Annotated in this window: 23 protein-coding genes; 10 read left to right on the plus strand and 13 right to left on the minus strand. The window is 73.0% G+C overall.

Annotated features, from left to right (window positions below):
* The 3 genes from J7E97_RS09660 (at position 1) to J7E97_RS09670 (ending at position 3,869) form a co-directional block, all read left to right on the plus strand.
* Positions 1-894, plus strand: coding sequence for a carbohydrate ABC transporter permease (locus J7E97_RS09660; RefSeq protein WP_215024478.1), 894 nt, complete (start codon positions 1-3; stop codon positions 892-894).
* A gap of 86 nt (positions 895-980) precedes the next feature.
* A complete protein-coding gene (locus tag J7E97_RS09665) occupies positions 981-2,423 on the plus strand; it encodes a GH1 family beta-glucosidase (RefSeq protein WP_215024480.1) in 1,443 nt (480 codons plus the stop codon).
* 582 nt (positions 2,424-3,005) lie between these two features.
* Complete coding sequence (locus J7E97_RS09670) at positions 3,006-3,869, plus strand: hypothetical protein (protein WP_215024482.1); 864 nt, start codon at positions 3,006-3,008, stop codon at positions 3,867-3,869.
* Between the two features lie 54 nt (positions 3,870-3,923).
* Here J7E97_RS09670 and J7E97_RS09675 read toward each other — a convergent pair whose 3' ends face one another.
* The 8 genes from J7E97_RS09675 to J7E97_RS09710 form a co-directional block, all read right to left on the minus strand.
* Positions 3,924-5,852 carry a DUF2264 domain-containing protein gene (locus J7E97_RS09675; protein WP_215024484.1) on the minus strand — a complete coding sequence of 643 codons (1,929 nt, stop codon included), beginning with the start codon at positions 5,850-5,852 and terminating at the stop codon, positions 3,924-3,926.
* Between the two features lie 184 nt (positions 5,853-6,036).
* Positions 6,037-6,348: an SCO5918 family protein gene (locus J7E97_RS09680; RefSeq protein WP_215024486.1), complete on the minus strand. Its 312-nt coding sequence runs from the start codon at positions 6,346-6,348 to the stop codon at positions 6,037-6,039.
* 51 nt (positions 6,349-6,399) lie between these two features.
* Positions 6,400-6,789 carry a CBS domain-containing protein gene (locus J7E97_RS09685; protein ID WP_251054168.1) on the minus strand — a complete coding sequence of 130 codons (390 nt, stop codon included), beginning with the start codon at positions 6,787-6,789 and terminating at the stop codon, positions 6,400-6,402.
* A 61-nt stretch (positions 6,790-6,850) separates the two neighbouring features.
* Positions 6,851-8,410, minus strand: a complete 1,560-nt coding sequence (locus J7E97_RS09690; RefSeq protein ID WP_215024488.1) for a DEAD/DEAH box helicase — start codon at positions 8,408-8,410, stop codon at positions 6,851-6,853.
* 325 nt (positions 8,411-8,735) lie between these two features.
* Positions 8,736-8,939: a cold-shock protein gene (locus J7E97_RS09695; protein ID WP_215024490.1), complete on the minus strand. Its 204-nt coding sequence runs from the start codon at positions 8,937-8,939 to the stop codon at positions 8,736-8,738.
* Positions 8,940-9,241: 302 nt separating this feature from the next.
* Entirely contained in the window at positions 9,242-9,613 is a 372-nt protein-coding gene (locus tag J7E97_RS09700) for a MerR family transcriptional regulator (RefSeq protein ID WP_215024492.1), read from the minus strand.
* Between the two features lie 154 nt (positions 9,614-9,767).
* Positions 9,768-10,562 (minus strand): maleate cis-trans isomerase, encoded by a 795-nt coding sequence (locus tag J7E97_RS09705; protein ID WP_215024494.1) that lies wholly within the window; start codon positions 10,560-10,562, stop codon positions 9,768-9,770.
* A gap of 246 nt (positions 10,563-10,808) precedes the next feature.
* Entirely contained in the window at positions 10,809-11,384 is a 576-nt protein-coding gene (locus tag J7E97_RS09710; RefSeq protein WP_215024496.1) for a DinB family protein, read from the minus strand.
* Positions 11,385-11,554: 170 nt separating this feature from the next.
* On the opposite strand from J7E97_RS09710, the gene J7E97_RS09715 reads away from it, so the two are divergent.
* The 6 genes from J7E97_RS09715 (at position 11,555) to thpR (ending at position 17,421) form a co-directional block, all read left to right on the plus strand.
* Positions 11,555-12,142, plus strand: coding sequence for a flavodoxin family protein (locus J7E97_RS09715; RefSeq protein WP_215024498.1), 588 nt, complete (start codon positions 11,555-11,557; stop codon positions 12,140-12,142).
* A gap of 107 nt (positions 12,143-12,249) precedes the next feature.
* A complete protein-coding gene (locus J7E97_RS09720; RefSeq protein WP_215024500.1) occupies positions 12,250-12,750 on the plus strand; it encodes a VOC family protein in 501 nt (166 codons plus the stop codon).
* A gap of 144 nt (positions 12,751-12,894) precedes the next feature.
* Complete coding sequence (locus J7E97_RS09725; protein ID WP_215024502.1) at positions 12,895-14,886, plus strand: sigma factor-like helix-turn-helix DNA-binding protein; 1,992 nt, start codon at positions 12,895-12,897, stop codon at positions 14,884-14,886.
* Entirely contained in the window at positions 14,883-15,464 is a 582-nt protein-coding gene (locus J7E97_RS09730) for a TetR/AcrR family transcriptional regulator (RefSeq protein WP_215024504.1), read from the plus strand. Before J7E97_RS09725 ends, J7E97_RS09730 begins: the two co-directional genes overlap by 4 nt.
* Before the next feature lie 46 nt (positions 15,465-15,510).
* A complete protein-coding gene (locus J7E97_RS09735; RefSeq protein ID WP_215024506.1) occupies positions 15,511-16,692 on the plus strand; it encodes a GDSL-type esterase/lipase family protein in 1,182 nt (393 codons plus the stop codon).
* 105 nt (positions 16,693-16,797) lie between these two features.
* A complete protein-coding gene (thpR, locus tag J7E97_RS09740; RefSeq protein ID WP_215024555.1) occupies positions 16,798-17,421 on the plus strand; it encodes an RNA 2',3'-cyclic phosphodiesterase in 624 nt (207 codons plus the stop codon).
* Between the two features lie 3 nt (positions 17,422-17,424).
* On the opposite strand, the gene J7E97_RS09745 is transcribed toward thpR, so the two are convergent.
* The 5 genes from J7E97_RS09745 to J7E97_RS09765 all read right to left on the minus strand — a co-directional run bounded on the left by J7E97_RS09745 (position 17,425) and on the right by J7E97_RS09765 (position 22,668).
* Positions 17,425-19,041 (minus strand): nitroreductase family protein, encoded by a 1,617-nt coding sequence (locus J7E97_RS09745; RefSeq protein WP_215024508.1) that lies wholly within the window; start codon positions 19,039-19,041, stop codon positions 17,425-17,427.
* A 50-nt stretch (positions 19,042-19,091) separates the two neighbouring features.
* Positions 19,092-21,548, minus strand: a complete 2,457-nt coding sequence (locus tag J7E97_RS09750; protein WP_215024510.1) for a TOMM precursor leader peptide-binding protein — start codon at positions 21,546-21,548, stop codon at positions 19,092-19,094.
* A gap of 76 nt (positions 21,549-21,624) precedes the next feature.
* Positions 21,625-21,774, minus strand: coding sequence for a hypothetical protein (locus J7E97_RS09755; RefSeq protein ID WP_215024512.1), 150 nt, complete (start codon positions 21,772-21,774; stop codon positions 21,625-21,627).
* 325 nt (positions 21,775-22,099) lie between these two features.
* Entirely contained in the window at positions 22,100-22,414 is a 315-nt protein-coding gene (locus J7E97_RS09760; protein WP_215024514.1) for a VanZ family protein, read from the minus strand.
* Positions 22,414-22,668, minus strand: coding sequence for a hypothetical protein (locus tag J7E97_RS09765; RefSeq protein WP_215024516.1), 255 nt, complete (start codon positions 22,666-22,668; stop codon positions 22,414-22,416). Before J7E97_RS09765 ends, J7E97_RS09760 begins: the two co-directional genes overlap by 1 nt.
* Positions 22,669-22,980: 312 nt before the next feature.
* Between J7E97_RS09765 and J7E97_RS09770 the strand changes: the two genes are divergently transcribed.
* Entirely contained in the window at positions 22,981-23,490 is a 510-nt protein-coding gene (locus J7E97_RS09770) for a hypothetical protein (RefSeq protein ID WP_215024518.1), read from the plus strand.
* Positions 23,491-23,571: the final 81 nt, after the last annotated feature.

Consider the following 23,571-nt stretch of genomic DNA (forward strand, 5'->3'; position numbering starts at 1 on the left):
ATGGCCCGCACACTCGACCCGACCGCCGCCGCGGCTCCGCGTGCCCGGCGTCTTCGCCCGGCGCCCGGCCGCCAGCACCACGCGGGACCGCTGACGTACGTCCTGCTGGGTATCGCTGCCCTCTTCTCCCTCTTCCCGCTGTACTGGAACCTCGTCGCCGCCTCCCACTCGGGCGAGCGCGTGGTCGAGGCCCCGGCCCCGCTCCTGCCCGGTCCACGGCTCTTCGACAACCTCTCCTTCGCCTGGAACCAGGTCGACATGGGCGAGGCGCTGGTCAACACGACGGTCGTGGCCGGGCTCGTGGCCCTTTCCACCGTCCTGTTCTCCACCCTGGCCGGCTTCGCCTTCGCCAAACTGGCCTTCAAGGGCCGGGGCGCGCTGCTGGCCCTCGTGGTGGCGACCATGACGATCCCGCCCCAGCTGAGCGTGATCCCGCTCTACCAGATCATCACCGACCTCGGCTGGGTCGATCAGCTCCAGTCGGTCATCCTGCCCTCCCTGGTCGCCGCCTTCGGCGTGTTCTTCATGCGCCAGTACCTCATCGAGGCACTCCCCGTGGAGCTGGTCGAGGCGGCCCGGATGGACGGCGCCCACAGCCTGCGCATCATCTGGCACGTGGTGTTCCCGGTGGCCCGGCCCGCGATGGCGGTCCTGGGGATGCTCGTCTTCGTCCAGGCCTGGAACGATTTCTTCTGGCCGTTCATCGCGCTGACCCCCGACGGCAGTCCGACCCTCCAGGTGGCCCTGGCCGGCCTCGGCGCGGGCAACCACACCGTCGACCAGGCCGTCGTCCTGACCGGGGCGCTCATATCCACCCTGCCCCTGCTCCTGGTCTTCGCCGTGCTCGGCAAGCACATCGTGGGCGGCATCACCGCCGGCGCCGTCAAGAACTGACGGGACCGAAGGGCTCGTCGGGCGCACCGCCCGGCACCACACCATCCGGCACCACACCACCCCTCTCGCGTTGGGAGCGCTCTCTTATGACCGCGTCCGAGACCCGTCCACTCACCGCCGTCCGCTCTTTCCCGCCCGGCTTCCTGTGGGGCACGGCCACCGCCGCGTACCAGATCGAGGGCGCCGCCCGTGAGGACGGCCGGACGCCATCCATCTGGGACACCTTCTCGCACACCCCGGGCAAGGTCTTCGAAGGCCACACCGGCGACGTGGCGGTGGACCACTACCACCGGTTCCGCGAGGACGTCCGGCTGATGTCCGAACTCGGGCTGGGCGCCTACCGGTTCTCCGTCTCCTGGTCCCGGGTGCAGCCGACGGGCCGGGGCCCGGCCATCCAGCGGGGGCTGGACTTCTACCGCCGGCTCGTCGACGAGCTGCTCTCCAATGGCATCGAGCCCGCCCTCACCCTCTACCACTGGGACCTGCCCCAGGATCTGGAGGACGCGGGCGGCTGGCCGGAGCGCTCCACCGCCGAGCGCTTCGCCGAGTACGCGGGGCTCGTCGCGGAGGCGCTCGGAGACCGTGTGCAGCGTTGGACCACGCTCAACGAGCCCTGGTGCAGCGCGTTCCTCGGCTACGGCTCGGGGGTCCACGCACCGGGCCGCACCGATCCGGTCGCCGCCCTGCGCGCGGCCCACCACCTCAACCTCGGTCACGGCCTCGCCGTACAGGCCTTGCGGTCCGCGCTGCCCGGGGGCGCTCAGCTCGCGGTCTCCCTCAACCTCCACGAGGTCCGCCCGCTGACCGCCTCGCCGGAGGACCTGGAGGCGGCCCGCCGGATCGACGCCGTCGGCAACCGGATCTGGCTGGGGCCGATGCTCGAAGGCGCGTACCCGGCGGACCTGTTCACGGACACCGCGCACCTGACGGACTGGTCCTTCGTCCAGGACGGGGACACGGCCACGAGCCACCAGCCCCTGGACCTGCTCGCCGTCAACTACTACACCCCGACGGTCGTCTCGAGCGTGCCGCAGGGTGTGCAGGGCCCGCAGGATGACGGACACGGCAACAGCGAGCATTCGCCCTGGCCCGGCGCGGACGGCATCGCCTTCCACCAGGCGCCGGGCGAACGCACCGCGATGGGCTGGCCGGTGGACGCGAGCGGACTGTACGACCTGCTGACCCGGACGGCCGACCGGTATCCCGGCCTGCCGCTGGTCATCAGCGAGAACGGCGCGGCGTACGAGGACGAGGTCGGCCCTGACGGCACGGTCCACGACCCGGAGCGCGCCGCGTACATCCATGCCCACCTCGATGCCGTGCACCGGGCGATCGCCGCCGGGGTGGACGTGCGCGGCTACTTCCTCTGGTCGCTGCTCGACAACTTCGAGTGGTCGTACGGGTACGCCAAGCGCTTCGGTGCGATCCACGTCGACTACGGGACCCTGGAGCGCACGCCCAAGTCGAGCGCGCGCTGGTACGGGCACGTGGCGCGGACGGGTGAGCTGCGCGCACCCGGCGACGCGTAGCACTGCGCCTTGCGCGACGCCCCCGCCCCCGTCCGGTTCACGCGTCCGGTTCGTCGGCCGGCGCGCCGCCCACCTGCTCTTCGCCCGGACGTACGGATCACCGGGATCGAGACCCGGGTCGAGTCGCTCCGCGAGCCGTGGTCCGGCTCGCGGAGCGGCCGTCGTCGCGCCCAGAGGTGATCAGCGGCTGGGCCGTCCCCTTCGGATCTCGTCGGCCATGAGCCCCGCCGTCCGTCGCAGCCCCGCGACGATCTCGCACATGGCGTCCCACTCACACAGCACTCCGGGCGCCGGAGGTGACGAGCTCCTCGGCCATCACCTGAAGATCCATGGCGGACCCCTTCCCGTGGATCACCCACGGTAGCCAGCTCCCCGCCCGCTCGCTCGTAGCTCACCGGCGCGCCGCCAACCACCTCGCAGACGGCCGGATCTGCCTCATGGGCCGTCCCCCGCTGTCCGAACGCCGTGGCCGGAGCGGGAAGAACGAAGCGTACGGATCCCAACGGAGGGGAACTATCACCGCCTGATGGTGAGTACCATCCGGCAGCAACACACCGCAAGGTACGAAGAGAGCGAGCAACCATGGCCGACGAGTCGGACACCACACCCATCCACAGCCTGTACGCGCAGCGGTTCGCCGCTGATCTCGAGATCAACCGCAAGGAGCAGGAGAGCCTCTCCGTTCAGATCACGGAGCTCGAGGCGCGCCTGAAGCAGCTGAAGTCCGACGAGAGTTGGCTCAGCGGCATGCAGGGAACTCTGGCCCCGACGGACGGGACCGCGCCCCGGTCCCCCGCAGCGGCGCCCGCGGCCGACTCCGCAACCGTACCCGCGCCCAAGGCCGTTCGCGGAGCCGTGCCCAAGCCGCGTCAGGCGAAGAAGGCGGCCGCCGGGACCTCGCGCACCAAGAAGGCGGCGCCGGCCAAGAAGGCCGCCACCGCCAACGCGGCCGGCACCGAGGCGAAGGCGCAGGTGGCCGAGGTGCAGGTGGCGAGGGCCCAGGTGACGAAGGCCCAGGCCGCCAAGGCAGAGCCGGCCAAGGCACAGGTGGCGAAGGCCAAGCCCGCCCCGCGCAAGACTGCCTCCACGACGGCCGCGACGGCAACGGCGGCCGAGAAGGCCGAGAAGGGCGCCCCGGTGGCAGCCGGCAGGACCGAGCCGCCGCTGCGCGAGCTCATCCTGACCCTGCTGGTCGGCGCCGCCGAACCCCGCCTGGTCAACGAGATCACCACCGAGCTGGCCCAGGCACACCCCGGCCGCCCGGCCTCCACCCAGGTGGTGCGCAACACCCTCGAGGCCCTCACCAAGAAGGGCGCCATCGAGAAGGAGCACAAGCAGGGCTCGGTGATGTACACCGCACCCGCCCCCGGCGGCACCCCTGTGCCCGAGGCGCCGACGCCCGCGCCCGCGGAAGTCGCCGACGAGAAGGCTGCAGTGAAGGTCTAGGCAGTCTCCGGGAGTTGCTCCCCGAGCCACCGGGTCCGGCGAACGGTACGGAACTCACCCCTCGCGCAGATGATCTACGCTGAGGGTTCCGAAGGTGATGCGGGTGTGCGATCCGTCGTCCGCCCACCGCACTTCGACGGACCCGTCGTCCACCGTCACCTCGGTGACCGCGGTGGCCGGCGGGGCCGGATCCGGTGCACCGGTGAGCACGGCCAGGGCCGCGTACAGGCCCGTTCCCTCCACCCGCGTCGTGAGCCGTGGTAGGCACGCCCATGCGGTGAAGGCGGTACCCGCGGGCGCCCGGGTCTCGTCCTGGGCGCCCCAGCCGTGCAGCGGGTGCAGCACGGACACGAGCGGTTCCTCCGGGCCGGTGGCCCAGCCGGTCTGTTCCACCAGTGCTCCGTCCGGCGCGCCCTGGACCCGGTGTACGCGCAGTTCGTGGCGGCCCCTGACCACGGTGACGCTCTCCACGCGCAGTCCGGGGACCGTGGGGGTGCCGCTGGGGAAGACCGGTCGGTGCCAGGACGCCGCCCAGCCCCAGCCGTCCCCGTGTCCGGCCCCCAGGGGGTGGATGCGGCGCCGGACACTGCGGATGCCCGCCACCACCACGGCGAGGTGGTTGTCCGGTGTGTTGCCGCGCGCGGTGGGGCCGGTCCGGGTCGAGTAGGCCGCACGGCCGTAGAGGGGGTCGTCGTCCGCGGCCGCTTCCGCCTCGTCCGGCCCGACGTGGTCGCTTCCGTGGTTGTGCAGCCGTACGATCCCGTCGGCGCGGGTGCTCTGCACCAGCAGGCCCGGTACGGGCAGTGCGAGCACCCGGTCGGGGCCCTCGCTGGGCGCGGCCTCCTCCGTCGCGGTCCACAGGGGATGCGTCTGCGGAGCGAGCAGGCACACGAAGGCCTTGGACGCCCAGTACGGCGAGGCCGGTCCGGAGTACGCCTGGAGGGTCGGCGCGTGCGGACCGTGCCAGCCGAGGCTGAGCAGGCCGTCGGCGCCCACGGCGCCCCGGTCCAGGAAGTAGCGCAGCGATCCGCTCAGCAGCCGCCGTGACGTTCCGGGGGTGAGCGGGGTGTGACCGGTGACCGCGCCGAGGCCGACGGCTGACGCCGCGGCGAAGCGGTAGGTCAGGGAGCGTCCGAAGTGGACCGGCGCCCCGTCGGCGCCGAAGAGCAGGGAGAAACCGTCCAGGTGCGCGCGCAGCCGTTCGCCGTGCGGGGCGTGTGCGCCGACACAGTCCGCGAGGTGCGCGTCGAGTACGGGATACAGGTGCAGCGCCCAGCCGTTGTAGTGGTCGAAGGCCCGGCCGTCGCCGTCGGCGTACCAGCCCTGCCCGCGGTACCAGCCCTCCAGGAGGTCCGTCGCGCGGCGGCGGACCAGGGCCGTCCGCGCATCGCCCCGGCCCACGGATTCCAGGAACCCGGCCACGGTGAAGGGAAAGAGGTACCAGTTGTTGGGGGCGGGCACGTGGCGCAGCGCGCCCCGCAGCCACTCCTCGGCCCGGTCCTGTACGGCGCCGTCGAGACGGTCCCAGAGCCAGGGCCGGGTCAGCCGGAGCCCGAGGGCCACGGAGGCCGACTCGACCATCGGCTGGCCGTCTACGTGCACATCGCGGATGAGGGGCCAGGACTCCGCGTCGTCCCGGCCCGGCGTGCGGGTCCCCGCCGCCAGCCCGTCCGCGTACCGCTCCAGCCAGCCGTACGGGTCCTTGCCCCCGTCGCCCGCGACGCGGAACGCGGCGGCGAGGAAGGTACGCGCGTACCCTTCGAGCCCGTCCGAGCGCACTCCGGAGGCGGAGGGCCTTCCCGGCAGGTCGAGCAAGGCTCCGTGCGGGGTGGCCCACCGCCAGGCGGCGCGCAGGAGCCCGTCGGCGACCGCCTCCCAATGGGCACGGGTGTAGCCGGTGCACGGACTCAACTCCCGGTCCTCTACGGGCAGTTCGCGGAACCCAGGGGATCCGGGGAGCTCGGGGAATCCGGGAAGGATCATGGGAGGAATACTGGCCGAGCGGCCGGATCCGGTCAACAGGATCGCTCCCGGCCGCGGAAGGCGCCGGGCCTCGCGCGGTGGCCGGTGATCGCGCCGCGCGGGCGGGTACGCGACGAGGGCCCGGCCGGCGTGTGCCGGTCGGGCCCTCGGGGTGTTCGGGTGGCGGGTCGCGCCGGGCCTTCGGTCAGACGGTCACGGGGGTGCCGAGCATCGCGGAAGCCTGCTGCAACGGGCTGAGGGCGCGCGCGGGCGCGGCGACCTCGGGGATCCCGCGGCAGGTGAAGCCGAGCTGGGTCATGGCCCTGAGGACTTCGCCGACGCTGAAATCACGACGGTCCTGGCGGGTGACGACCTGGCCGACCTGCTTGACCGGGTACACGCGGCGGCCGATGATCACCGACTCGCCGATGACCTCCTCGGGCTTGATGCCCTTCATCGATTCCAGGACGCCGCTCTTGGTCAGATCGAACGGGAAACGGGCGATGACAACGCGCATGATGCCTCACAGGGAGAAAGAGGAGGGACGGATCCGCCGCGGTGAGGCGGCTCAGCGGGCAAGGGCGAGAACACCCATGGCGCTGCCTTGTTCATCGACGACGGGCAGGGCGTCGAGCCTGCGGTAGCGCATCGCGTGCTCGGCCTCGGCCATCGTGGTCGCCGAAGAGGCGACCGGGCCGTGGTCGCCCAGGACGTCGCGCAGCCGGACCCGGTCCGTGTACGCGGCGCCGTCGCCGACGGCCACGAGCTGGGCACGGGTGACCAGCCCGGTGCACAGGCCGTCCTCGTCACAGACGAGCAGATGTCCGGCGCGGGCGCTGGCCATGACGGCCAGGGCGACCTCGACGGTCATGTCGTCACAGACCTGGGGTCCGGCCGCGTCCATGGCGTCCGCAACCGTCCGGTCAGCAGGAGGAGCACTCGCCGAGCGGGGCTCCATGTGGATCAGCGTCACAACGTGCCTCCTGCACTGATGGGTCAGTTTCCTGAGCAAAGTGCTGTCAGGCCGCCGCGTTGAAGCCGGACTGCCGCACGCTGACGCGCCGGGCGGCCGAGGCGGGGCTGCGCCGGCCGCGAGAGGCCGCGCTGCGCTTGGGCCGCTCGCTCACCGGTGCGGTGATGACGACGGGGACGCCGGAGGGAGCCTGGGCTCCGGTGATCCGGTTGAGCGCCTCGTCGCCGGCCCGCACCTGGGTGGTCTCGGGCACGATGCCCGCGGCCGCCATGAGGCGGGTCATCTCGCGGCGCTGGTTGGGCGTGACCAGGGTGACGACCCTGCCGGACTCGCCGGCGCGGGCCGTACGGCCACCGCGGTGCAGGTAGTCCTTGTGGTCGGTCGGCGGGTCGACGTTGACGACGAGGTCGAGGTTGTCGACGTGGATGCCGCGTGCGGCGACGTTCGTGGCCACGAGCACGGTCACGTGCCCGGTCTTGAACTGGGCCAGCGTCCGGGTGCGCTGCGGCTGGGACTTCCCGCCGTGCAGCGCGGCGGCGCGGACTCCGCTGTTCAGCAGGTCCTGCGTCAGCCGGTCGACGGCGTGCTTGGTGTCCAGGAACATCATCACCCGGCCCTCGCGCGCCGCGATCTCCGTCGTCGTGCGGTGCTTGTCGGCGCCGTGGACGTGCAGGACGTGGTGCTCCATCGTGGTGACCGCGCCCGCGGACGGGTCGACCGAGTGCACGACCGGGTCGGTCAGGTAGCGACGCACCAGCAGGTCGACGTTGCGGTCCAGGGTGGCGGAGAACAGCATCCGCTGGCCCTCGGGGCGCACCTGGTCCAGGAGGGCGGTGACCTGGGGCATGAAGCCCATGTCGGCCATCTGGTCGGCCTCGTCCAGGACGGTGATGCCGACCTGGTTCAGCCGGCAGTCACCACGGTCGATGAGGTCCTTGAGGCGGCCCGGCGTGGCAACGACGACTTCGGCGCCGCCGCGCAGCGCGCCGGCCTGCTTGCCGATGGACATGCCGCCGACGACGGTGGTCAGGCGCAGCTTCACGGAGCGGGCGTACGGGGTGAGCGCGTCGGTCACCTGCTGTGCCAGCTCGCGCGTCGGTACGAGGATCAGGGCCAGCGGCTGGCGGGGCTCCGCGCGCTGTCCGGCGGTACGGGCCAGCAGGGCCAGGCCGAAGGCCAGGGTCTTGCCGGAACCGGTGCGCCCACGGCCGAGCGCGTCGCGGCCCGCCAGGGTGTTGGGCAGCGTGGCGCCCTGGATCGGGAAGGGGACGGTCACGCCCTGCGCGGTCAGCGCCGCGAGCAGCTGCTCGGGCATGTCGAGGTCGGCGAACGCCTCGACGGCCGGCAGCGCGGGAGTGATCGTCTTCGGCAGGGCGAACTCGCCCTGGATCGCTGCGGGCCGACGGCCGTAGCCGCCACCCGAACGGCTGGGACCACCCGAGCGGCTGGGACCACCCGAGCGGCTGGGACCGCCGGAACGGCTCTGGGCGGGCGCGCCGAAGCGGCCGCGGCCGGAACCGCCGCCGGAGCCGGAAGCGGAGCCGCCGAAGGCGGGGCCACCGGTGCGGCTTCGGGGAGAGCGGTCGTTCCTACGTGTGGGGTTCATTCAGAACCTTCCTTGATACGGCTCGTATCAAGGAATTCCCGCAGCAGAGAAGCCGCGCGGGTAATCACGAGAACGGGCCGAATAGAATGCGAAAGTGAATCCAGCCCGCGGAAACCCGGTCGGGGCGCAGGCGGCAAAATCAGTGACGTCCTTCGGATGTGGAATCCGGGACGTGGGCGGGGGAGGCTACGAAGAGCCCTGCGTCCCCGGGGTGAGCTTCGCGGGCGACGGTCGTCGCACAGGCGAAGCCAGTATGAAAAATGCCCGTAGCTGGGGCCCCCACCCCGAGGGATGCGGGCCCCAGCTACGAAGTCACGCGTCAGCGTCAGGCCGGAACGATGTTCTCGGCCGTCGGGCCCTTCTGGCCCTGCGCGATGTCGAAGGTGACCTTCTGGCCTTCCTGCAGCTCGCGGAAGCCCTGGGCGGCGATGTTCGAGAAGTGGGCGAACACGTCAGCGCCGCCACCATCCTGCTCGATGAAGCCGAAACCCTTGGCGGCGTTGAACCACTTCACGGTGCCAGATGCCATGTTTTATCTCCTTTGGGGCAGTACACCGACGTCCGCACTGTACGAATGCCGGGTCGCCGCGATGATGCCCCGCCCGGAAATGACCGGAAATACAAAAGTGCTTTCACCGGCCGCAAAGACTGGTGAAGGCACTTGAAGTTTTGGGAACCACAACTGCAACTGAGATCGACAGTAGCACGCCGAGGGGGGCCGCGTCCGATGGATAATTCCACTCTCTTTGACACGGTAAGAACCCTGACCGCGCGGCTCGCTAAACCCTCACTTCGCGGTCACAGATATTGATCCACCCGCAGCGCAGCTTTTCAGGCATCGGACGGACCGGACGCTTCGGCGTCTCCGGTCTCGCCGGTCTCTCCGGCGCCTTCCGCGGCCCGGCGGTATTCGGCGTTGAGGCGCTGGGCCTCTTCGAGCTGGTCCTCGAGGATGATGATGCGGCAGGCGGCCTCGACGGGCGTGCCCTGGTCCACGAGCTCCCGCGCCCGGGCGGCGATCCGCAGCTGGTAGCGCGAGTAGCGGCGGTGGCCGCCCTCGGAGCGCAGCGGGGTGATGAGGCGGGCTTCACCGATGGCGCGCAGGAAACCCTGCGTGGTGCCGAGCATCTCGGCGGCCCGGCCCATGGTGTAGGCGGGGTAGTCGTCGTCATCGAGACGGCCGAACGAGTCGTCTGCTGTCATTACGGAGACCGTACCACCACAGGCGAATGTCTCCTTTGGCCGCCATAGATTTACACGGGCCCCCAAGTGAGGCAATCATCGGGTGGGCCCCGTCTCGGACTCGTGTGTCCGTTTCCGCGTGCGTGACCGCCTCCGTGACCGCGTCCGTGACCATTCAGCGCGGAGACAGTGCGAAGAGCCGTCCGTAACCCGTGATGTCCCCCGTGTGCGCACCGGCCGCGTGCAGGGCCGACCACAGCAGCACCTGGTTCGCGGTGAACACGGGCCGGCCGAGCGTGGCCTCGAGGGCCTCGATCACGCCGACCGCGCGCAGGCCGTTGCCGCCGATGACGACGGCTTCGGCCTCGTCGGGTACGTGACCGGCAACCCAGTCGTGCAGGTCACCCGGGCGGATCAGGGTCTGGTCGCTGGACAGGGCGCAGGGCGCCGCGAACCGTACGTCGAAACCAGCGGCCTCGTAGTACGCCCGGCCGAGGTCGTTCAGAGCCGTGCCGAACCAGGGCGGATCGATCAGGCAGACGGCGGCGACGTCGGCCGCGCGCAGGGCGTCGACGGTCGCGGCGCCGGTGGCCACCACCGGGAGCCCGTTCGCGCGGGCGCTCAGGCGGGCGATCATCTCCGCCTCGCCCTGCGCGCCGATCACGTACGCGGAGCTCGTGAACGCGTACGCGAGGGCCGCCAGGGGTGCGTTGGCCAACCGTGCCGCCGCCTCGTCCACATGGGGCGGCGCGGCGAAGTCCCGTACCGGCGCGAGGGGGATCGTCCGATCCATCACGCCGCCCGGCCGCATGGCGCGGAACGGCACGCGCGCGGCGTGCAGGCCGACATCGGCCGGTGCCATCGCGCGCAGTTCGGACTCCGGTCCCACGTCCCCTTCCGGGACGAGCACGCCGAGCCGGACCCGTACGTCCCAGCCGTCGGGCCGCCACCCCACCGCGGGGTCGTTCATCTGTAGTGCCTTACGCGTCACACCGGAACTATGCGCGCACCCGTACGCCGTAGCGCCGCACACCACTCCGTGCGGCGCCCCGTCCGGGGGACGCCGCCTTCGCCCGTCTGCCGTTCCGGTGGGCCGGCCATGGGGTGGCGGGAGCGGGAGCGCGAAGTCCGCGACGGGGTCGGCGGCCGTCACACGCGCCTCTTCGGACCCCGGGCGAGCCGGGTCGGCCCGGCCGGCGTCAGCCTCGCCGAGGCCTCACTGGCCCACCCTGCCGTCGATGCACTCGCGCAGCAGGTCGGCGTGGCCGCTGTGGCGGGCGTACTCGTCGATCCTGTGCACCATCAGCTCCCGTACCGCGATCGCGTCCTTCCCCAGACGCTCGCTCAGATCCGGGTGCCGGGCCAGTGCGGCATCGGTCGCGGCCTGCTCGCGCTCCAGATCCTCGAATGCGGCGTCGACCACCGCCTGTTCGGCGACCGCTCCGTGGAAGTCCGCGTCCTTGGCTCCGTACAGCTTCAGCAGCGGGTCGCCGTCGCTGATCCAGTTGCTCCAGTCCCGCTCCACCTCCGCGAGGTGCCGGACCAGTCCGAGGAGCGACATCGTCGACGGCGGAACCGACCGCCGGGCCAGCTGCTCCGCGTCCAGACCCTCGCACTTCATCCGAAAGGTCAAGCGGTAGTCCCCCAAGAAGTCCTGCAGCGTCGCGAGCTCGCCCTCGACCGGATTGGCCCCGTCCCTGTTGCGGGGGTCGACGTCCGGGTCGGCCCACATGTCGGGGTAGACGGTTGCCTGGCTCCATCGCACGGGTTGCTCGTCAGTCATGCGTTCCATGCTCGCCCGTCAAGGCCCTGCTCGCCAGTGGATTCGGAGTCGGGCCGACCGGTACGGGGCGCGGTCCACCGCCGGAATAACGGGCCGGGGGGCGGCAGTTGGAGGCGGGGAAAGCCACCTCACACCGGGGCACAGTAGGTCCCGCCCCGAACCGATTCTGGAGCACGCCCATGGCCGCCCGTTCGTTCCTGTTCCTCCTCGGCAGCGCCCGTTCGCAGGGCAACACCGAACTCCTGGCACGTGCCGCGGCGGAACAGCTGCCAGGCGACACCGAACAGCGGTGGCTGGACCTGGCGCAGCTCCGTCTGCCCGACTATCACGACGGGCGCCACGCGGCGGGCCCGTGGCCGCAGGAGGAGGGTGACGAGGCACTGCTCCGGGACGCCACCCTCGCCGCCACCGACATCGTGATCGCCTCGCCGCTGTACTGGTACTCCGTGTCGTCCTACGCCAAGCGCTACCTCGACTACTGGTCGAAGTGGCTGGCCACCCCCGACCCCGGCTTCAAGGCGAAGATGGCCGGCCGCACGCTGTGGGGCGTGACGGCCATGGCACACCGCGAGGAGGTCGTCGCCGAGCCCCTGGTCCTCACCCTGCACCACACCGCGGCCTACATGGGCATGCGGTTCGGCGGCGTCCTGCTCGGCAACGGATCCCGGCCCGGCCAGATACTCGCCGACGAACAGGCGGCCACCCGGGCCAAGACGTTCTTCGCCCGGGAAGCACCCCTCGCCCGGTTCCCTTACGACGAGCAGTGACCGACGGTCCGGGGGCCCGGCGCCGGAGTCAGTAGTTCGAATTTGAACGGTATCGTGGGGTCACACACCCCGAGCAGGCCACCGTTCGACGCAAGGAGCCCCGCCGCATGTCCGTCCGCCGCCTGAACCACGCCGTGCTCTGGATCCGGGAGATCGACCGGTCCGTCGAGTTCTACACCGACGTCTTCGGGTTCCAGGTCGACCACCTGATCCCCGGCCGCGCCGCCTTCCTCAGCGCCCCGGGCAGCCTCAACGACCACGACCTCGGCCTGTTCGCAATCGGAGCCGACGCGCCGGGCCCCGAGCAGGGCCGGGTCGGCCTGTACCACCTGGCCTGGGAGGTCGGCACGCTCGGTGAGCTGGCGGAGCTGGGGCGGAAGATCACCGAACGCGGCGCGATGGTCGGCGCGACGGACCACCTGGTCTCGAAGTCCTTCTACGCCAAGGACCCCGACGGCAACGAATTCGAGCTGATGTGGCGGGTCCCCCGTGAGGACTGGCCCGCCGCGGATTCGGACCTGCGCTCCGGCCCGCTCGACCTGCCCGCGGCGATCGCCCACTGGGGCACGGAGCTGGCGACGGGTTCGGCGGCGGGGTCCGCCAGCTGAGCCCGGGCTCCGCGAACACCGCCGCCGGCCGCCCGCGGCCTCCTCCTCGGCCAGGGCCTCCCGGCAAGGGGAGCCGTCCCTCGGTTTGGGTATTTTGGTAGGGGGCTCTACGCCCTCACCGGCCGTTTCCTGGGGGGGGATCGCATGACGGACCAGCCGCCCGAATCGAGGCACGGGCATCCGTGGAACGCGGCGGAGGACGCCCAGCTCGTCGACCGCGTACGGGACGGACTCGCGCTGGAGGAGCTCGCCGGGCGCCACGGCCGGTCGGCGGGCGCCATCCGGGCCCGGCTGGCCCGGTTCGTCCCGCACCCCGTTCCCGAGCCGGACCAGGTGCTGGAGTGGCTGCGCGCCCGGCTGACGGCAGAGCCCGGCTACCCGTGGCAGGCCGTCTCGGAGGATCACCGGCACCGCGACCAGCACGAACGTGCGGCGGGCCGGCGGCGAGGACCGGAGCCGGAATCACGGCCCGGGCACGACACGCCAGCCGCGGGAACGCCGGCGGCCGACGGCGGGGACGCCGACGTGCTGGCCGACTGGGAGCACGCGACCGCTCACGTACTCGGCGCCGCGCGCCGTGAGGTCTTCCTCGCCCGCCGGGTGACCGCCGGCCTGGCCGCCGTACCGGCCGACGTGCGCCGGGCGGCGGCCGCGCGGCTGTGGCGCGAAAGCGGACGGCTCCTGCTGGACGACTGGCTGCTGGAGTGCCTCTGCCCCGGCGCCGTCGGACTGTCCTCGGACTGGGAGCCCATCGCCGAAGGCGACGCCCACACCGTGATGGTGCTGCGCGAGCTCGTCGCCACGGCCGTGGCGGAGCTTCCCGCCGGGCGCCACCGGGAGATCATGGACCGCCGGTTCGGCCTGCACGACCGGCCGACGCAGACGCTGGCGGAGGTCGGCGAGGCCCTCGGGTTGTCCCGTGAGCGCATCCGGCAGTTGCAGGTGGTGGCGATCCGCCGGATACGGGGCAGCCTCGCCCCCGCGTCGCGCAGGCTGCGCGGCCTGCTGGCCGATCTGAGCCGGGTGGAGGCCGCACCGCCGGACGCGGGGCCCTCGGCCGCGGAACGGCTCCTCGACCTGGCCGAGGCCCTGTTGCCCTCGGTGGCTCCCCAGCGGGCCGTGCCCCTGCTCGCCTCCCTGGCCGGAGCCGCCAAGGCACGCGCCGAACACCTGACGGCCGAGGCCGCGACCGTACGCGTGCTGCGCCACGAGGCCGTCCGCCGTGAGGCGACGCGCCGGGCCCGGATCGAGCGGGCGACGCGGAGGTGGGCGGCACTGGCGTCCGAGGTCAAGTGGTTCGGCCCGGCCGAACCGGCGCCGCCACGCGCCGAGTTGGAGGCCTTGCGCGCAGCGGGGAGCGCCGACGCGCGATCCGGCTCCTGGCTCTGTCCGAAACTGGGGCGCGGCGTGGCCTACGAGTCCGCCATCGAGCTGCGGGTGATCCAGCTCCTCGGCTTCGCCGAGCAGGTCGCGTACTACCAGGAGCAACCCCTCGCGCTCTCCTACTGGTTCGACGGCAGGCAGCGGACCTACTACCCCGATCTGCTGGCCGCCACCACGGACGGCCGGTGCGTCCTGATCGAGGTCAAACCCGTCTACGAGATGGCCATGGCCGTCAACATCGCCAAGTACCAGGCTCTCGAAGGGCTCTGCCGGGCCCGGGGGTGGGGCCTCCTCCTCACCGACGGCCGCCGCACCCGGGCCCTCCTGGAGGAGCGGTCGGTGGATCCGCGCCTCGAGGCCGCGCTCGAGGCAGCGTTGGCGGGGGGCGGGGAGCTGTCGTGGCCGCGGCTACGCGCCGCCGCCGGGCCGGCACCGCTGGACTGGGCCGCCGTTCCCGCCCTGACCCTCCGGCACGGCTGGGAGTGGCGCACTCGGCCCTACCGGCTCCGCGCCGGGCCGGGGCGGGCCCACCGCGCATCCGGGCGCGGCCCCGGCCCGTGGGATTCGACGGGTCCAGTGCGAGATCGCTCCGGTCCCCCGCCGGGAGATCCCGGATCCCGCGTTCGGCGATCCGTAGGCGGAGGAGGTCCGCGCACACGGCCATCGAGTCACGCCGATTTGCCTAATCGAATTAGCCAAATGCATAATCATCTACGTAAGAAGCGAGGGGTAATTCGGAAGAGGTCGGCATGACACGGGCTGAACGGGTAGGGCTCACCACGGAGCGCTTGGTCCGGGCGGGGGCGGAGCTGGCCGATGAGATCGGCTTCGAGCGGGCGACCCCCGCGGAGCTCGCCCGGCGGTTCGGCGTCAAGACCGCGAGCCTGTACTCGCACGTGAAGAACGCCCACGACCTCAAGACCCGGATCGCCCTGCTCGCCCTGGAAGAACTGGCCGACCTGGCCTCGACCGCGGTGGCCGGCCGGGCCGGCAAGGACGCCCTGACCTCCTTCGCGAACGCCTACCGCGACTACGCCCTCGAGCATCCGGGCCGCTTCGCCGCAGCCGCGTACCGGCTCGACCCGGAGGCGGCCGCGGCCGGCGCCGGGGTCCGGCACGCCCGGATGATGCGGGCGATCCTGCACGGGTACGACCTGCCCGAGCCGCAGCAGACGCATGCGGTACGACTGCTGGGCAGCGTCTTCAGCGGCTACGTCGGCCTGGAGGGCGCGGGCGGGTTCAGCCACAGCGCCCCGAGCCCGCAGGAGAGCTGGACCGAGATCCTCAACGCGCTCGACGCCCTGCTGCGCACCTGGCCGACCGCCCCCTGACGGGCCCCTCCCGGCCCGTCACCCCTCACGGAGAAGACCCGAGGACATGAGCACCCCGCACGACTGGACGACCACCCCCGTCACCGCCGACCTCCTGCGCGGCGCACTCGACCTGGAGCACACGGAACGCGGCGCGCTGCCCCACCGGCTGCCCGCGAGCGCCCGGCGGCAGATCCCCGACGGTCAGCTGGCCATGGCCGAGTCGCAGCCCTCCGGCGTGCGGCTGGCCTTCCGCACCCGGGCCACCGCCGTCGAACTGGACGTGGTGGCCACCAAGCGGGTCTACGTCGGAGCGCCGCCGCGCCCCGACGGGGTGTACGAGCTCCTCGTCGACGGGCGACTCGCTGGCCGGGACAGCGTGACCAGCGGCGACACGCTCACCATCGACATGGCGGCCGGGACCACGCGCGCCCGTACCGGTCCGGTGGAGACGCTGCGGTTCAGCGGCCTGTCCGGCGAGGAGAAGGACGTGGAGATCTGGCTGCCGCACGACGAGACCACCCGACTGGTCTCCCTGCGCACCGACGCCCCCGTCCACACCCCGCCGCCCCGTGGCCGCAAGGTCTGGATGCACCACGGGAGTTCGATCAGCCACGGCTCCAACGCGGCCACGCCGACGGGGATCTGGCCCGCCCTTGCCGCCGCATCGGGCAACGCGGAGCTGATCAACCTGGGCTTCGGCGGCGGCGCGCTGCTCGACCCGTTCACCGCCCGCGCCATGCGCGACACCCCCGCCGACCTGATCAGCCTCAAGATCGGCATCAACATCGTCAACACGGACGCGATGCGGCTGCGCGCGTTCGGTCCGGCCGTCCACGGCTTCCTCGACACCATCCGCGAGGGCCACCCGACCGCCCCGCTGCTGGTCGTCTCCCCGATCCACTGCCCCATCCACGAGAACACCCCGGGACCCTGCGCCCCGGATTTCAGCGCGATGAGCGAGGGCCGGCTGCGGTTCGTCGCCACCGGCGATCCCGCGGAGAGCGCCGCGGGGAAGCTGACCCTCACCGTGATCCGGGACGAGCTGGCCCGCATCGTCAGCCTGCGCGCCGCCACCGACCCGAACCTGCACTACCTCGACGGCCTCGACCTCTACGGCGAGGCCGACCACGCCGAACTGCCGCTGCCCGACGGCCTGCACCCGGACCCCGCCACCCACCGCCGCATCGCCGAACGCTTCGCCCGCCTCGCCTTCGGCCCCGCGGGCCCGTTCGCCACCCGGACGTGACCAGGGCATGACCAGGGCGTGATCAGTGGGGACCTGCCGTGAGGACCTCGATCGGACTCCAGGTCAAGATGGTGCAGCCCGATACGTACGCAGGGAACAGGAATGATGACCGAACCGCCCGAAGACGGCACGAAGGCCCTCGTGAACGAACGGATCGCGGCCGCGACCGTCCGCGTCTTCATAGCGCTCGCCCCGCCCGACGACGCGAAGCAGGAGCTCGAGCGGGAGCTGCGGCCCGCCTACGACGCGTACTCGAAGATGCGGTGGAACCGCATCGAGGACTGGCACATCACCCTGGCGTTCCTCGGTGAGCTCCCCGTGGCGGCCGTTCCGCTCCTGCGGCAGCCGCTCGCGGACCTCGCCGCGGCCCGCGAGCCCCTGCGGCTGGCGCTGCGCGGCGGCGGCCACTTCGACAACCGGGTGTTGTGGACCGGGATCGACGGCGACCTCGAAGGGCTGCACCTGCTCGCCACCGAGGTGCGCACGGTGGTCAAGGAGTGCGGCATCGCCTTCGAGGAACGGCCGCTGCGCCCCCATCTGACGCTGGCGCGCGCCCGCCGGAACGACCACTCCTCCGCGGTGGCGGCCGCCGCCTCCCTCGCCGCGTTCGCCGGCCGCCCGTGGCCCGCCGAACGCCTCCACCTGGTCGGCAGCAACTTCGGCCGCGGCCCGGAACCGATCCGCTACCGCGACATCGAGGCGTGGCGCTTCGCCGAACAGCTCACCTGAGCCTCACATGAGGCGTTCGTCGAGTGCGGCGGACCCGCGGATGCGGGCACCGAGGAACCCGCACAGGGAGGTCCGCAGTTCGGGTTCCCCGTCACCGCCGACCGCCCGGTCGACGGCGCGCAGGTCGACGCCCAGGACGAGCCCGAAGCCCAGACCGGCGGCTTGTGCCGCGAGGTGCAGGTGCTGGGCGGCCGCCCCCGCCTCCGCGTGTGCCACGCGGTAGGCCTGCGGGCCGTGTGCGGCGAGGTCGGGGGCCGGGCGCCAGGTGAAGGCGATGACCGCTCCGGCCTGGGCCACGGCGTAATTCCGCAGGACGTAGTCCTGTTGGGACAGCCGGGGTGCGGCTCCCGCGGCGATCAGCGTGTGCTCGTCGGGGTCGTAACGGTAGCCGCCCGGTGCGATGCCCTCGATCCGTTGCGCGATCACCCGTATCCGGGTGAGCCGGCGGTCCCCGGCCACCGGGGCGGCGGCCGCGGCGCAGCGCAGGACGACGGCCAGTTCGTCGGCGGTCAGGGGCGCGAGCGGGTCGAGGCGCCCTCCCGTGGAGCGGCGCCGTGACAGCAGCTCGGAGAGGGCGGTCGCGGGAAGCGCCGCATCCGGCAGTCGCACGGTCCGCGCCGCAGGCCCCGGCATCGGACGGTGTCCTGCCGAGGGAGCGTGCGGCTGCCCCGTCCCGCCGCCGGCCGTGGCGCGGCGCATCGCCGTCAGCACGGGGAACTCCTTGACGTGCCGGGACCTCTCCCAGGGCTGCGGGCGGGCCTGCCCGGCCGTGGGCACGGTCGTCCGCGCGGGACGGTGTTCTGCGGGGTCCCACTCCAAGGGCAGCACGGCGTAGGCGGATTCCCGGTCGGGGTCGAGGCCGAGGACCGCGTTCACGGCGGGCTCGTCGAAGCGCAGCACCGCGCGGCCGGGACGGCCGGAGGCCCGCTGCGTCAGCTGCCAGGACCCGAGGAAGGCGCCGATGTCGTGGGTGGCGAGGTGGTACGCGAAGTTGCCGTACTTGAAGGCGGTCTTCCAGGGGCGCAGCGCGCAGATCAGGTAGCCGCCGGTGGGCCGGGGCGCGCCTGCGTCGGCCGTGGGCAGGGCCGCGTGGACGGCGGCGCTCACATCGCCGGTGGCGAGGCGCTCCAAGGTGTGACGGCCGCTCGCGTAGTGCAACAGCCCTGGTGGGACCGGCAGTCCGGGGCCGGCCGCCCAGTAGAGCTCCCAGGGGTAGTTCGCCCCGCCCGAGGGTGTGCCCCGGCGCCACGTGCCGCTCGGCAGCCGGGTGTGCTGGGACGCGTCGCCGTTCCAGTCGATCTGCCAGGAGCGGGACAGGGGCCCGGTGGTCGCCTGGAACGCCGAGGCCAGGCTCCGGAGGGTGAGGCCCGGGGCGCTGCCGTGCCCGCCGCCGGCCGTCGGGTCCGCTACGGCGTCCGCGAGGCCGCCGCCGAGGTCTTCCGCCGACGTGGGCGCGAGGAGGATCTCCTGGGTGCCGGGGTGGACGGTGTGCGAAGAGGGCCGGTCGGACCAGTCGGGAGGAAGGTCGTCGTCGTCCATGCTCCGCCGGAAGCGCTCCCGTACCGCTTCTACGTAGTCCAGGACGGTCGCGATCTTCGCCGCCTCTTCGCCGGGTGTCATGGTCTCCCTCCGTCTTCATCCTGGGCCGGGGCCTGGGTTTGGGCCTGAGCCTAGGGTTGGGCCTGGCCTCGGTCCCGGTCCTGGTCCTGGTCCTGGTCCTGAGATGTGTCGACGAGGAGTACGCGGCCTGCGAGGACGACCGGGGCACCGGCCGGTGTGCGGGGCAGTCCTGCGGGCGCCAGCCGCACGAGCAGGGCGTCCCGGCCGGGAGGGAGGAGGCCGAGGAGATCGGAGAGGTCGGCGGGGACAGGCCGCGCCCCGGGGTCCGACGGGGCTCCGGGGTCCGACGGGGCTCCGGGGTCCGACGGGGCTCCGGGGCCGGCCGGGGCCTGCGGCCCCTGCGGGTCCGGGAGCTCGGCGAGCGCCATCGGCCGCCCCGGCGGTGCCGGCCAGTCCGGCGGGCACACCACGTGGTGGGATCCGCCCGGCCCCTGTGTCGCCACGGCCGGGTGCGCGGCGAGGCCGGAGAGTTCGCGCAGTGCGGTCGCGATCGCCGCCCGGCGGGTCGGCCCCGCGGCCGCGACCTGCGACGGCCGTGCGCCGTCCGAGGGTTCGTGGCGCGCGAGGACCACCTGGAAGCCGTACTCCGTCGTCGGCGGGAGCGTCCGCAGGGTCAGGGCGCCCGTGCCCAGCAGGGCCCGCGCCAGGAGTGCGTGCGGCCCGTCGGCTTCCGACGCGTCGACGAATCCCGGGACGCACAGTCCGTCGAGCCAGTCACGCAGCCGCTCGTGGAGCAGCGTGGAGGCGAGTGCCGCCTCCACGACCTCCCGTACGGTGGCGCCCACACCCACACCCACACCGGCGGCAGGACCACCGCCGCCGTCACCGCCGTCACCGCCGCCCCTGAGCGCCCGGTCCAGCGGCACCCACACCGGCGCGTCATCGCTCAGCCGGAGGGCCTCGGTCCATGCCGTGGCAAGCGCCGGTCCTCCCGGTACCGGCTCCGCCCCGGCGGCCCTCAGCTGCGCTTGAGTGGCGTGCCGTACGGGCAGGGGTGCGGGGGCCCGGTACGCGGCCTGGCGCAGGGCGTGTTCCACCGCGCGGGCCCGGGCCTCGTCCGCGGTGGCCGCGCTGAAGCCGTGGCTCGGGGATCCCACGACCGCCCCGGTGCGGATCCGGCCGGTCCGTACGGGTGCCTGCGGCAGGCCGTCATCGTCGTCGAACGCGCGCAGGATGCCCGTGGTCGGCCCGAGCGCGGAGCGGTAGCGCGTCAGGCGCTCCTCGGGGGATCCGGGAAGGTCGAGTCCGCCCTCCCGGAACTCCTTGAGGCGGCTTTCCTCCAGGCGTCCGCAGGCCGGGCAGTCCGGCCGCCGCGGCAGCGCTTCGCGCCACGTCTCCAGGGTGTCGGTGCGCTGCACGACGACCGCGCCGGCGAGGTCCGGCTCGATGACACCGGCCAGGTGCTTGAACAGGTCCATGGCGAGCTCGGAGGCAACTGCCGCCGCCAGCAAGGGAGTCAGTGCGGTTCCGTCACCGGCCGAGCGGTACCCCATGCGGTCCGCCGTCATCGCGCCGTCGCGCAGGACGTGAGCCGCGAGCGAGTCCTCCGCGTGGTCGGCGAGTTGGAGTCGCAGGCACTGCGGGCAGGCGGTGGTGACCTGCGGGCCGGGCGCGGCGGCCAGGGGCCCCTTGAGGACGAGGTCTCCGTGGACGCGCGCGGCCAGGAAGACGGCGCCCGTGCGGCGGGCGAGTTCGGCCAGCGGGCCGAGCAGGGCGCCGGGTACCCCGTCGGGGGTGGCGATGATCGCGGTCGGCCGCCAGGCGGCCAGCGCGTCCTGCCAGCCGTCCGTCCAGGTGGCCGCCAGACGCTCCACCTGGGCTGACTCGTCGGAGGACCCCGGGGTGTGACGGCCTTCGGCTTCGCCCGCGCCGGCCGTGGGCGCGCCGCTCAGGAGCGCGAGGTGTCCGACTCCATTGCGCGCGAGGGTCCGTAGGGCACTCCACGCGCCGGTGCCCGAGCCGGCACCCGTGCCAGTGTCCCCGCGGGCACCGGCGTCGGCGTCGGCGTCGGCGTCGGCGTCGGCGGCCGAGCAGAAATCCAGCCCGGCCGCGCCGAGGACCACGACCCGGGAGTCGCGTACCCGCCGCAGGGCCGCCCGGGGCGTGCGGGTGTGGTGTGCGAGGTAGGCGAGCTGTTCGGCGAAGCGCGACTGCTCGGCGTCGTCGAGCAAGCCGTCCGGTTCGTCGTCGAGGGTCCGGACGAAATCCCTGTCGACGAGGCTCCGTACCAGCGTCGAGACGACGCGTGCGCGCTCTTCCGGCAGGCCCTGGCACAGTTCCCGTAGCGTCGCCCCCTCCGCGAGGGCCCGGGCGAGGCGGCTCAGCAGGGCATGGACCCACGGGCCCTTGATGAAGAAGTCCCCCGCGCCGCTCCGCAGGAACACGCCGTCTTCGGATTCCAGGAAGACGGAATCCTGCCTCAGCAGGACGCGCGTGTCCGGACCCGGTCCCTCCCGGCTGCTCACCGGCTCCACGCAGCCCTCCCCCGTGCCCCGAACGACCGCCACGCGCAGGAGAGTAGCGCGCTCGGGGCAGCGGGCGGCGATGCCTTCGCCATACTCGTCACCCCTCACCCGTCACCCGTCACCCCTCACCCGGTGCGGCTGAGGAGGCCGCGTTCAGGCTCGCCCCGGCGAAGGGTGCGCCGGTCACGGCGTCGAGGGTGACACCGAGCATCCGGCCCTTGGCCGTTGCCGCGGCGGGTGCGGTGGCCGGTACGGCGAGGGAGACCATCCAGCACGGGCGCCAGGCGCCGTCCTCGTCCTGCTTCGCGAGCAGTTCGCTGCTGGTGACCGCGGTGTCCGGATGGGCGGCGCGAGCCTTGTCCTCGGCCTCCTGCCGAGTGACGCGCGCGTCGGGCAGCCGCGGGGGCGCGATGTGTACTGGACCTTCGTGGGCGTCGCGGAAGCACCGAAGAACTGGTGCACCGCGTCCGCCGCCGCCCGCCGCTGGGCCGGACCGGCCCGGTGGGCGTCGCTCACGTCGGGCAGGGTGAACAGCAGGGTGGGCATGGCCACCGCCGCCAGTACGCCGCAGCCCGCGACGCCGATGGCGGCCGTCAGACGGACCTCCCTGCGGCGGGGGCGGTGGGAGCGCGGCGCGGGGGTGAGGCCGGGGGCGGGGGCGAGGGCGGACGCCTTGCCGCGCCCTGGCGCGGACCGCATCCGCAGCCAGGCCGCCGCGGACCCGCTGCCGCGCCGACCCCGTTGGCCGCGAGGTCCGCCGAGTCGCAGGCGCGGCCCATGCCGGGGGTGAGCGCCTGGACGAGTTCGATGGTGCCGGAGAGGACGAAGGAGGCGGCCAGTACGGGAAGGGGCCGTCGCGTCGCCCAGCACGCGAAGAACGCCAGCGGCACGAAGAGGGCGGCGTTCATCAGCCCCTGTGGACCGGCGACCGCGCCCGCCACGTCGCGCTGGACGGCACGCACGAGCGCGGCGGGCGCTCCGGCGTGAGCCGGCAGAGCGTGGCGGACAGGACCAGCGCGCCGGAGATGGTGGAGCCGACGGTCGGGATGACCGCGGCGTGACGCTTTCTGCCCAGCCACCAGACCGGGACACCTGCGATCAGGGACAGGACGGCGAACACCGGAAGGAGCATCGGGTTCCCGCGGAGTGCGGCTTCGATCATGGGTGTGTGTTCCTGGGAAGTAGGGCGGGCCCGGCGAAGGGCTGCGGCCGGAGCAGAGCAGCCCTGAACAGGGCAGGTGTGTAGGGGGCGGGCCGGAGCCGGCAGGCTCGCGTTCAGGCGGGCAGGCTCGGCTGCCCGCCGGACCGAGGGCGGGCGCCGGGCCGAGGGCGGGCGGAACCCGGCCTCGAACCGCTCTTGTCGCGCCGCCACGACGCGTCACTAACATGGCTCCGACGGGCGCGCCTGTGGGACAGGCGGACGCCCGGGGCGGGTACAGGGGTTCGCCCCCGATCGAAGGGAAGGGGCCCGACGATGGGACGGCTTTGGGACAAGTACATGGGCACGCTGCGTCCGGACGGCGCCGCCACGGTGCTCTCCGAGCCGGAACTCCGCGCCGCGCTGCTCGCGCTGAACGGCACGGATGTGCCCTTCGGTGTGCGCGGGGCGGGCGGCGAGGGAGCCGACCTGGTGGCGGAGTGGAGGGTCATGGAACCCGCCACGGGCTCGGGCATGAGCCGCCGTCAGGTGGAGCGGACCTTCAAGATCTGGATGCGGCTGCTCCCCGGGGAGCGCGAGGTGCGGGCCGTGGACGAGCAGTGGGCGGTGACCCGGGCGGGGAGCCCGCCCGGCCGGACCGTGCGGCGCGAACACGGCCGCGGCCCCATCCGCCACGCGCGGAAGGAGTGGACCCGCGAGCGGGGGCCCGACGGGCGCCACCGCCTGGTCGAGACCTTCCGCCTGAACACCCGGGACATGAAGGACCCGTTGCGGAACACCGTCGTGGACGCCGGGTGGACTTGGCGGGGAGCGCACAAGCCGTAACGCGTGCACCGTGGTCCGCGGTGCGGTGTTCTGTGTTCATGCGTCCATGGTCACAGCCGGGCGTACCGGGTACGAGTGGCT

The organism is Streptomyces sp. ISL-66 (assembly GCF_018614135.1).
Taxonomy (GTDB): domain Bacteria; phylum Actinomycetota; class Actinomycetes; order Streptomycetales; family Streptomycetaceae; genus Streptomyces.

What these genes read in the sequence shown, in the direction of transcription:
- J7E97_RS09660 (WP_215024478.1), top strand. Translation starts at nt 1, where the DNA reads ATGGCCCGCACACTCGACCCGACCGCCGCCGCGGCTCCGCGTGCCCGG.
- J7E97_RS09665 (WP_215024480.1), top strand. Translation starts at nt 981, where the DNA reads ATGACCGCGTCCGAGACCCGTCCACTCACCGCCGTCCGCTCTTTCCCG.
- J7E97_RS09670 (WP_215024482.1), top strand. Translation starts at nt 3,006, where the DNA reads ATGGCCGACGAGTCGGACACCACACCCATCCACAGCCTGTACGCGCAG.
- J7E97_RS09675 (WP_215024484.1), bottom strand. Translation starts at nt 5,852, where the DNA reads ATGATCCTTCCCGGATTCCCCGAGCTCCCCGGATCCCCTGGGTTCCGC.
- J7E97_RS09680 (WP_215024486.1), bottom strand. Translation starts at nt 6,348, where the DNA reads ATGCGCGTTGTCATCGCCCGTTTCCCGTTCGATCTGACCAAGAGCGGC.
- J7E97_RS09685 (WP_251054168.1), bottom strand. Translation starts at nt 6,789, where the DNA reads ATGGAGCCCCGCTCGGCGAGTGCTCCTCCTGCTGACCGGACGGTTGCG.
- J7E97_RS09690 (WP_215024488.1), bottom strand. Translation starts at nt 8,410, where the DNA reads ATGAACCCCACACGTAGGAACGACCGCTCTCCCCGAAGCCGCACCGGT.
- J7E97_RS09695 (WP_215024490.1), bottom strand. Translation starts at nt 8,939, where the DNA reads ATGGCATCTGGCACCGTGAAGTGGTTCAACGCCGCCAAGGGTTTCGGC.
- J7E97_RS09700 (WP_215024492.1), bottom strand. Translation starts at nt 9,613, where the DNA reads ATGACAGCAGACGACTCGTTCGGCCGTCTCGATGACGACGACTACCCC.
- J7E97_RS09705 (WP_215024494.1), bottom strand. Translation starts at nt 10,562, where the DNA reads ATGAACGACCCCGCGGTGGGGTGGCGGCCCGACGGCTGGGACGTACGG.
- J7E97_RS09710 (WP_215024496.1), bottom strand. Translation starts at nt 11,384, where the DNA reads ATGGAACGCATGACTGACGAGCAACCCGTGCGATGGAGCCAGGCAACC.
- J7E97_RS09715 (WP_215024498.1), top strand. Translation starts at nt 11,555, where the DNA reads ATGGCCGCCCGTTCGTTCCTGTTCCTCCTCGGCAGCGCCCGTTCGCAG.
- J7E97_RS09720 (WP_215024500.1), top strand. Translation starts at nt 12,250, where the DNA reads ATGTCCGTCCGCCGCCTGAACCACGCCGTGCTCTGGATCCGGGAGATC.
- J7E97_RS09725 (WP_215024502.1), top strand. Translation starts at nt 12,895, where the DNA reads ATGACGGACCAGCCGCCCGAATCGAGGCACGGGCATCCGTGGAACGCG.
- J7E97_RS09730 (WP_215024504.1), top strand. Translation starts at nt 14,883, where the DNA reads ATGACACGGGCTGAACGGGTAGGGCTCACCACGGAGCGCTTGGTCCGG.
- J7E97_RS09735 (WP_215024506.1), top strand. Translation starts at nt 15,511, where the DNA reads ATGAGCACCCCGCACGACTGGACGACCACCCCCGTCACCGCCGACCTC.
- thpR (WP_215024555.1), top strand. Translation starts at nt 16,798, where the DNA reads ATGACCGAACCGCCCGAAGACGGCACGAAGGCCCTCGTGAACGAACGG.
- J7E97_RS09745 (WP_215024508.1), bottom strand. Translation starts at nt 19,041, where the DNA reads ATGACACCCGGCGAAGAGGCGGCGAAGATCGCGACCGTCCTGGACTAC.
- J7E97_RS09755 (WP_215024512.1), bottom strand. Translation starts at nt 21,774, where the DNA reads ATGGTCTCCCTCGCCGTACCGGCCACCGCACCCGCCGCGGCAACGGCC.
- J7E97_RS09760 (WP_215024514.1), bottom strand. Translation starts at nt 22,414, where the DNA reads ATGAACGCCGCCCTCTTCGTGCCGCTGGCGTTCTTCGCGTGCTGGGCG.
- J7E97_RS09765 (WP_215024516.1), bottom strand. Translation starts at nt 22,668, where the DNA reads ATGATCGAAGCCGCACTCCGCGGGAACCCGATGCTCCTTCCGGTGTTC.
- J7E97_RS09770 (WP_215024518.1), top strand. Translation starts at nt 22,981, where the DNA reads ATGGGACGGCTTTGGGACAAGTACATGGGCACGCTGCGTCCGGACGGC.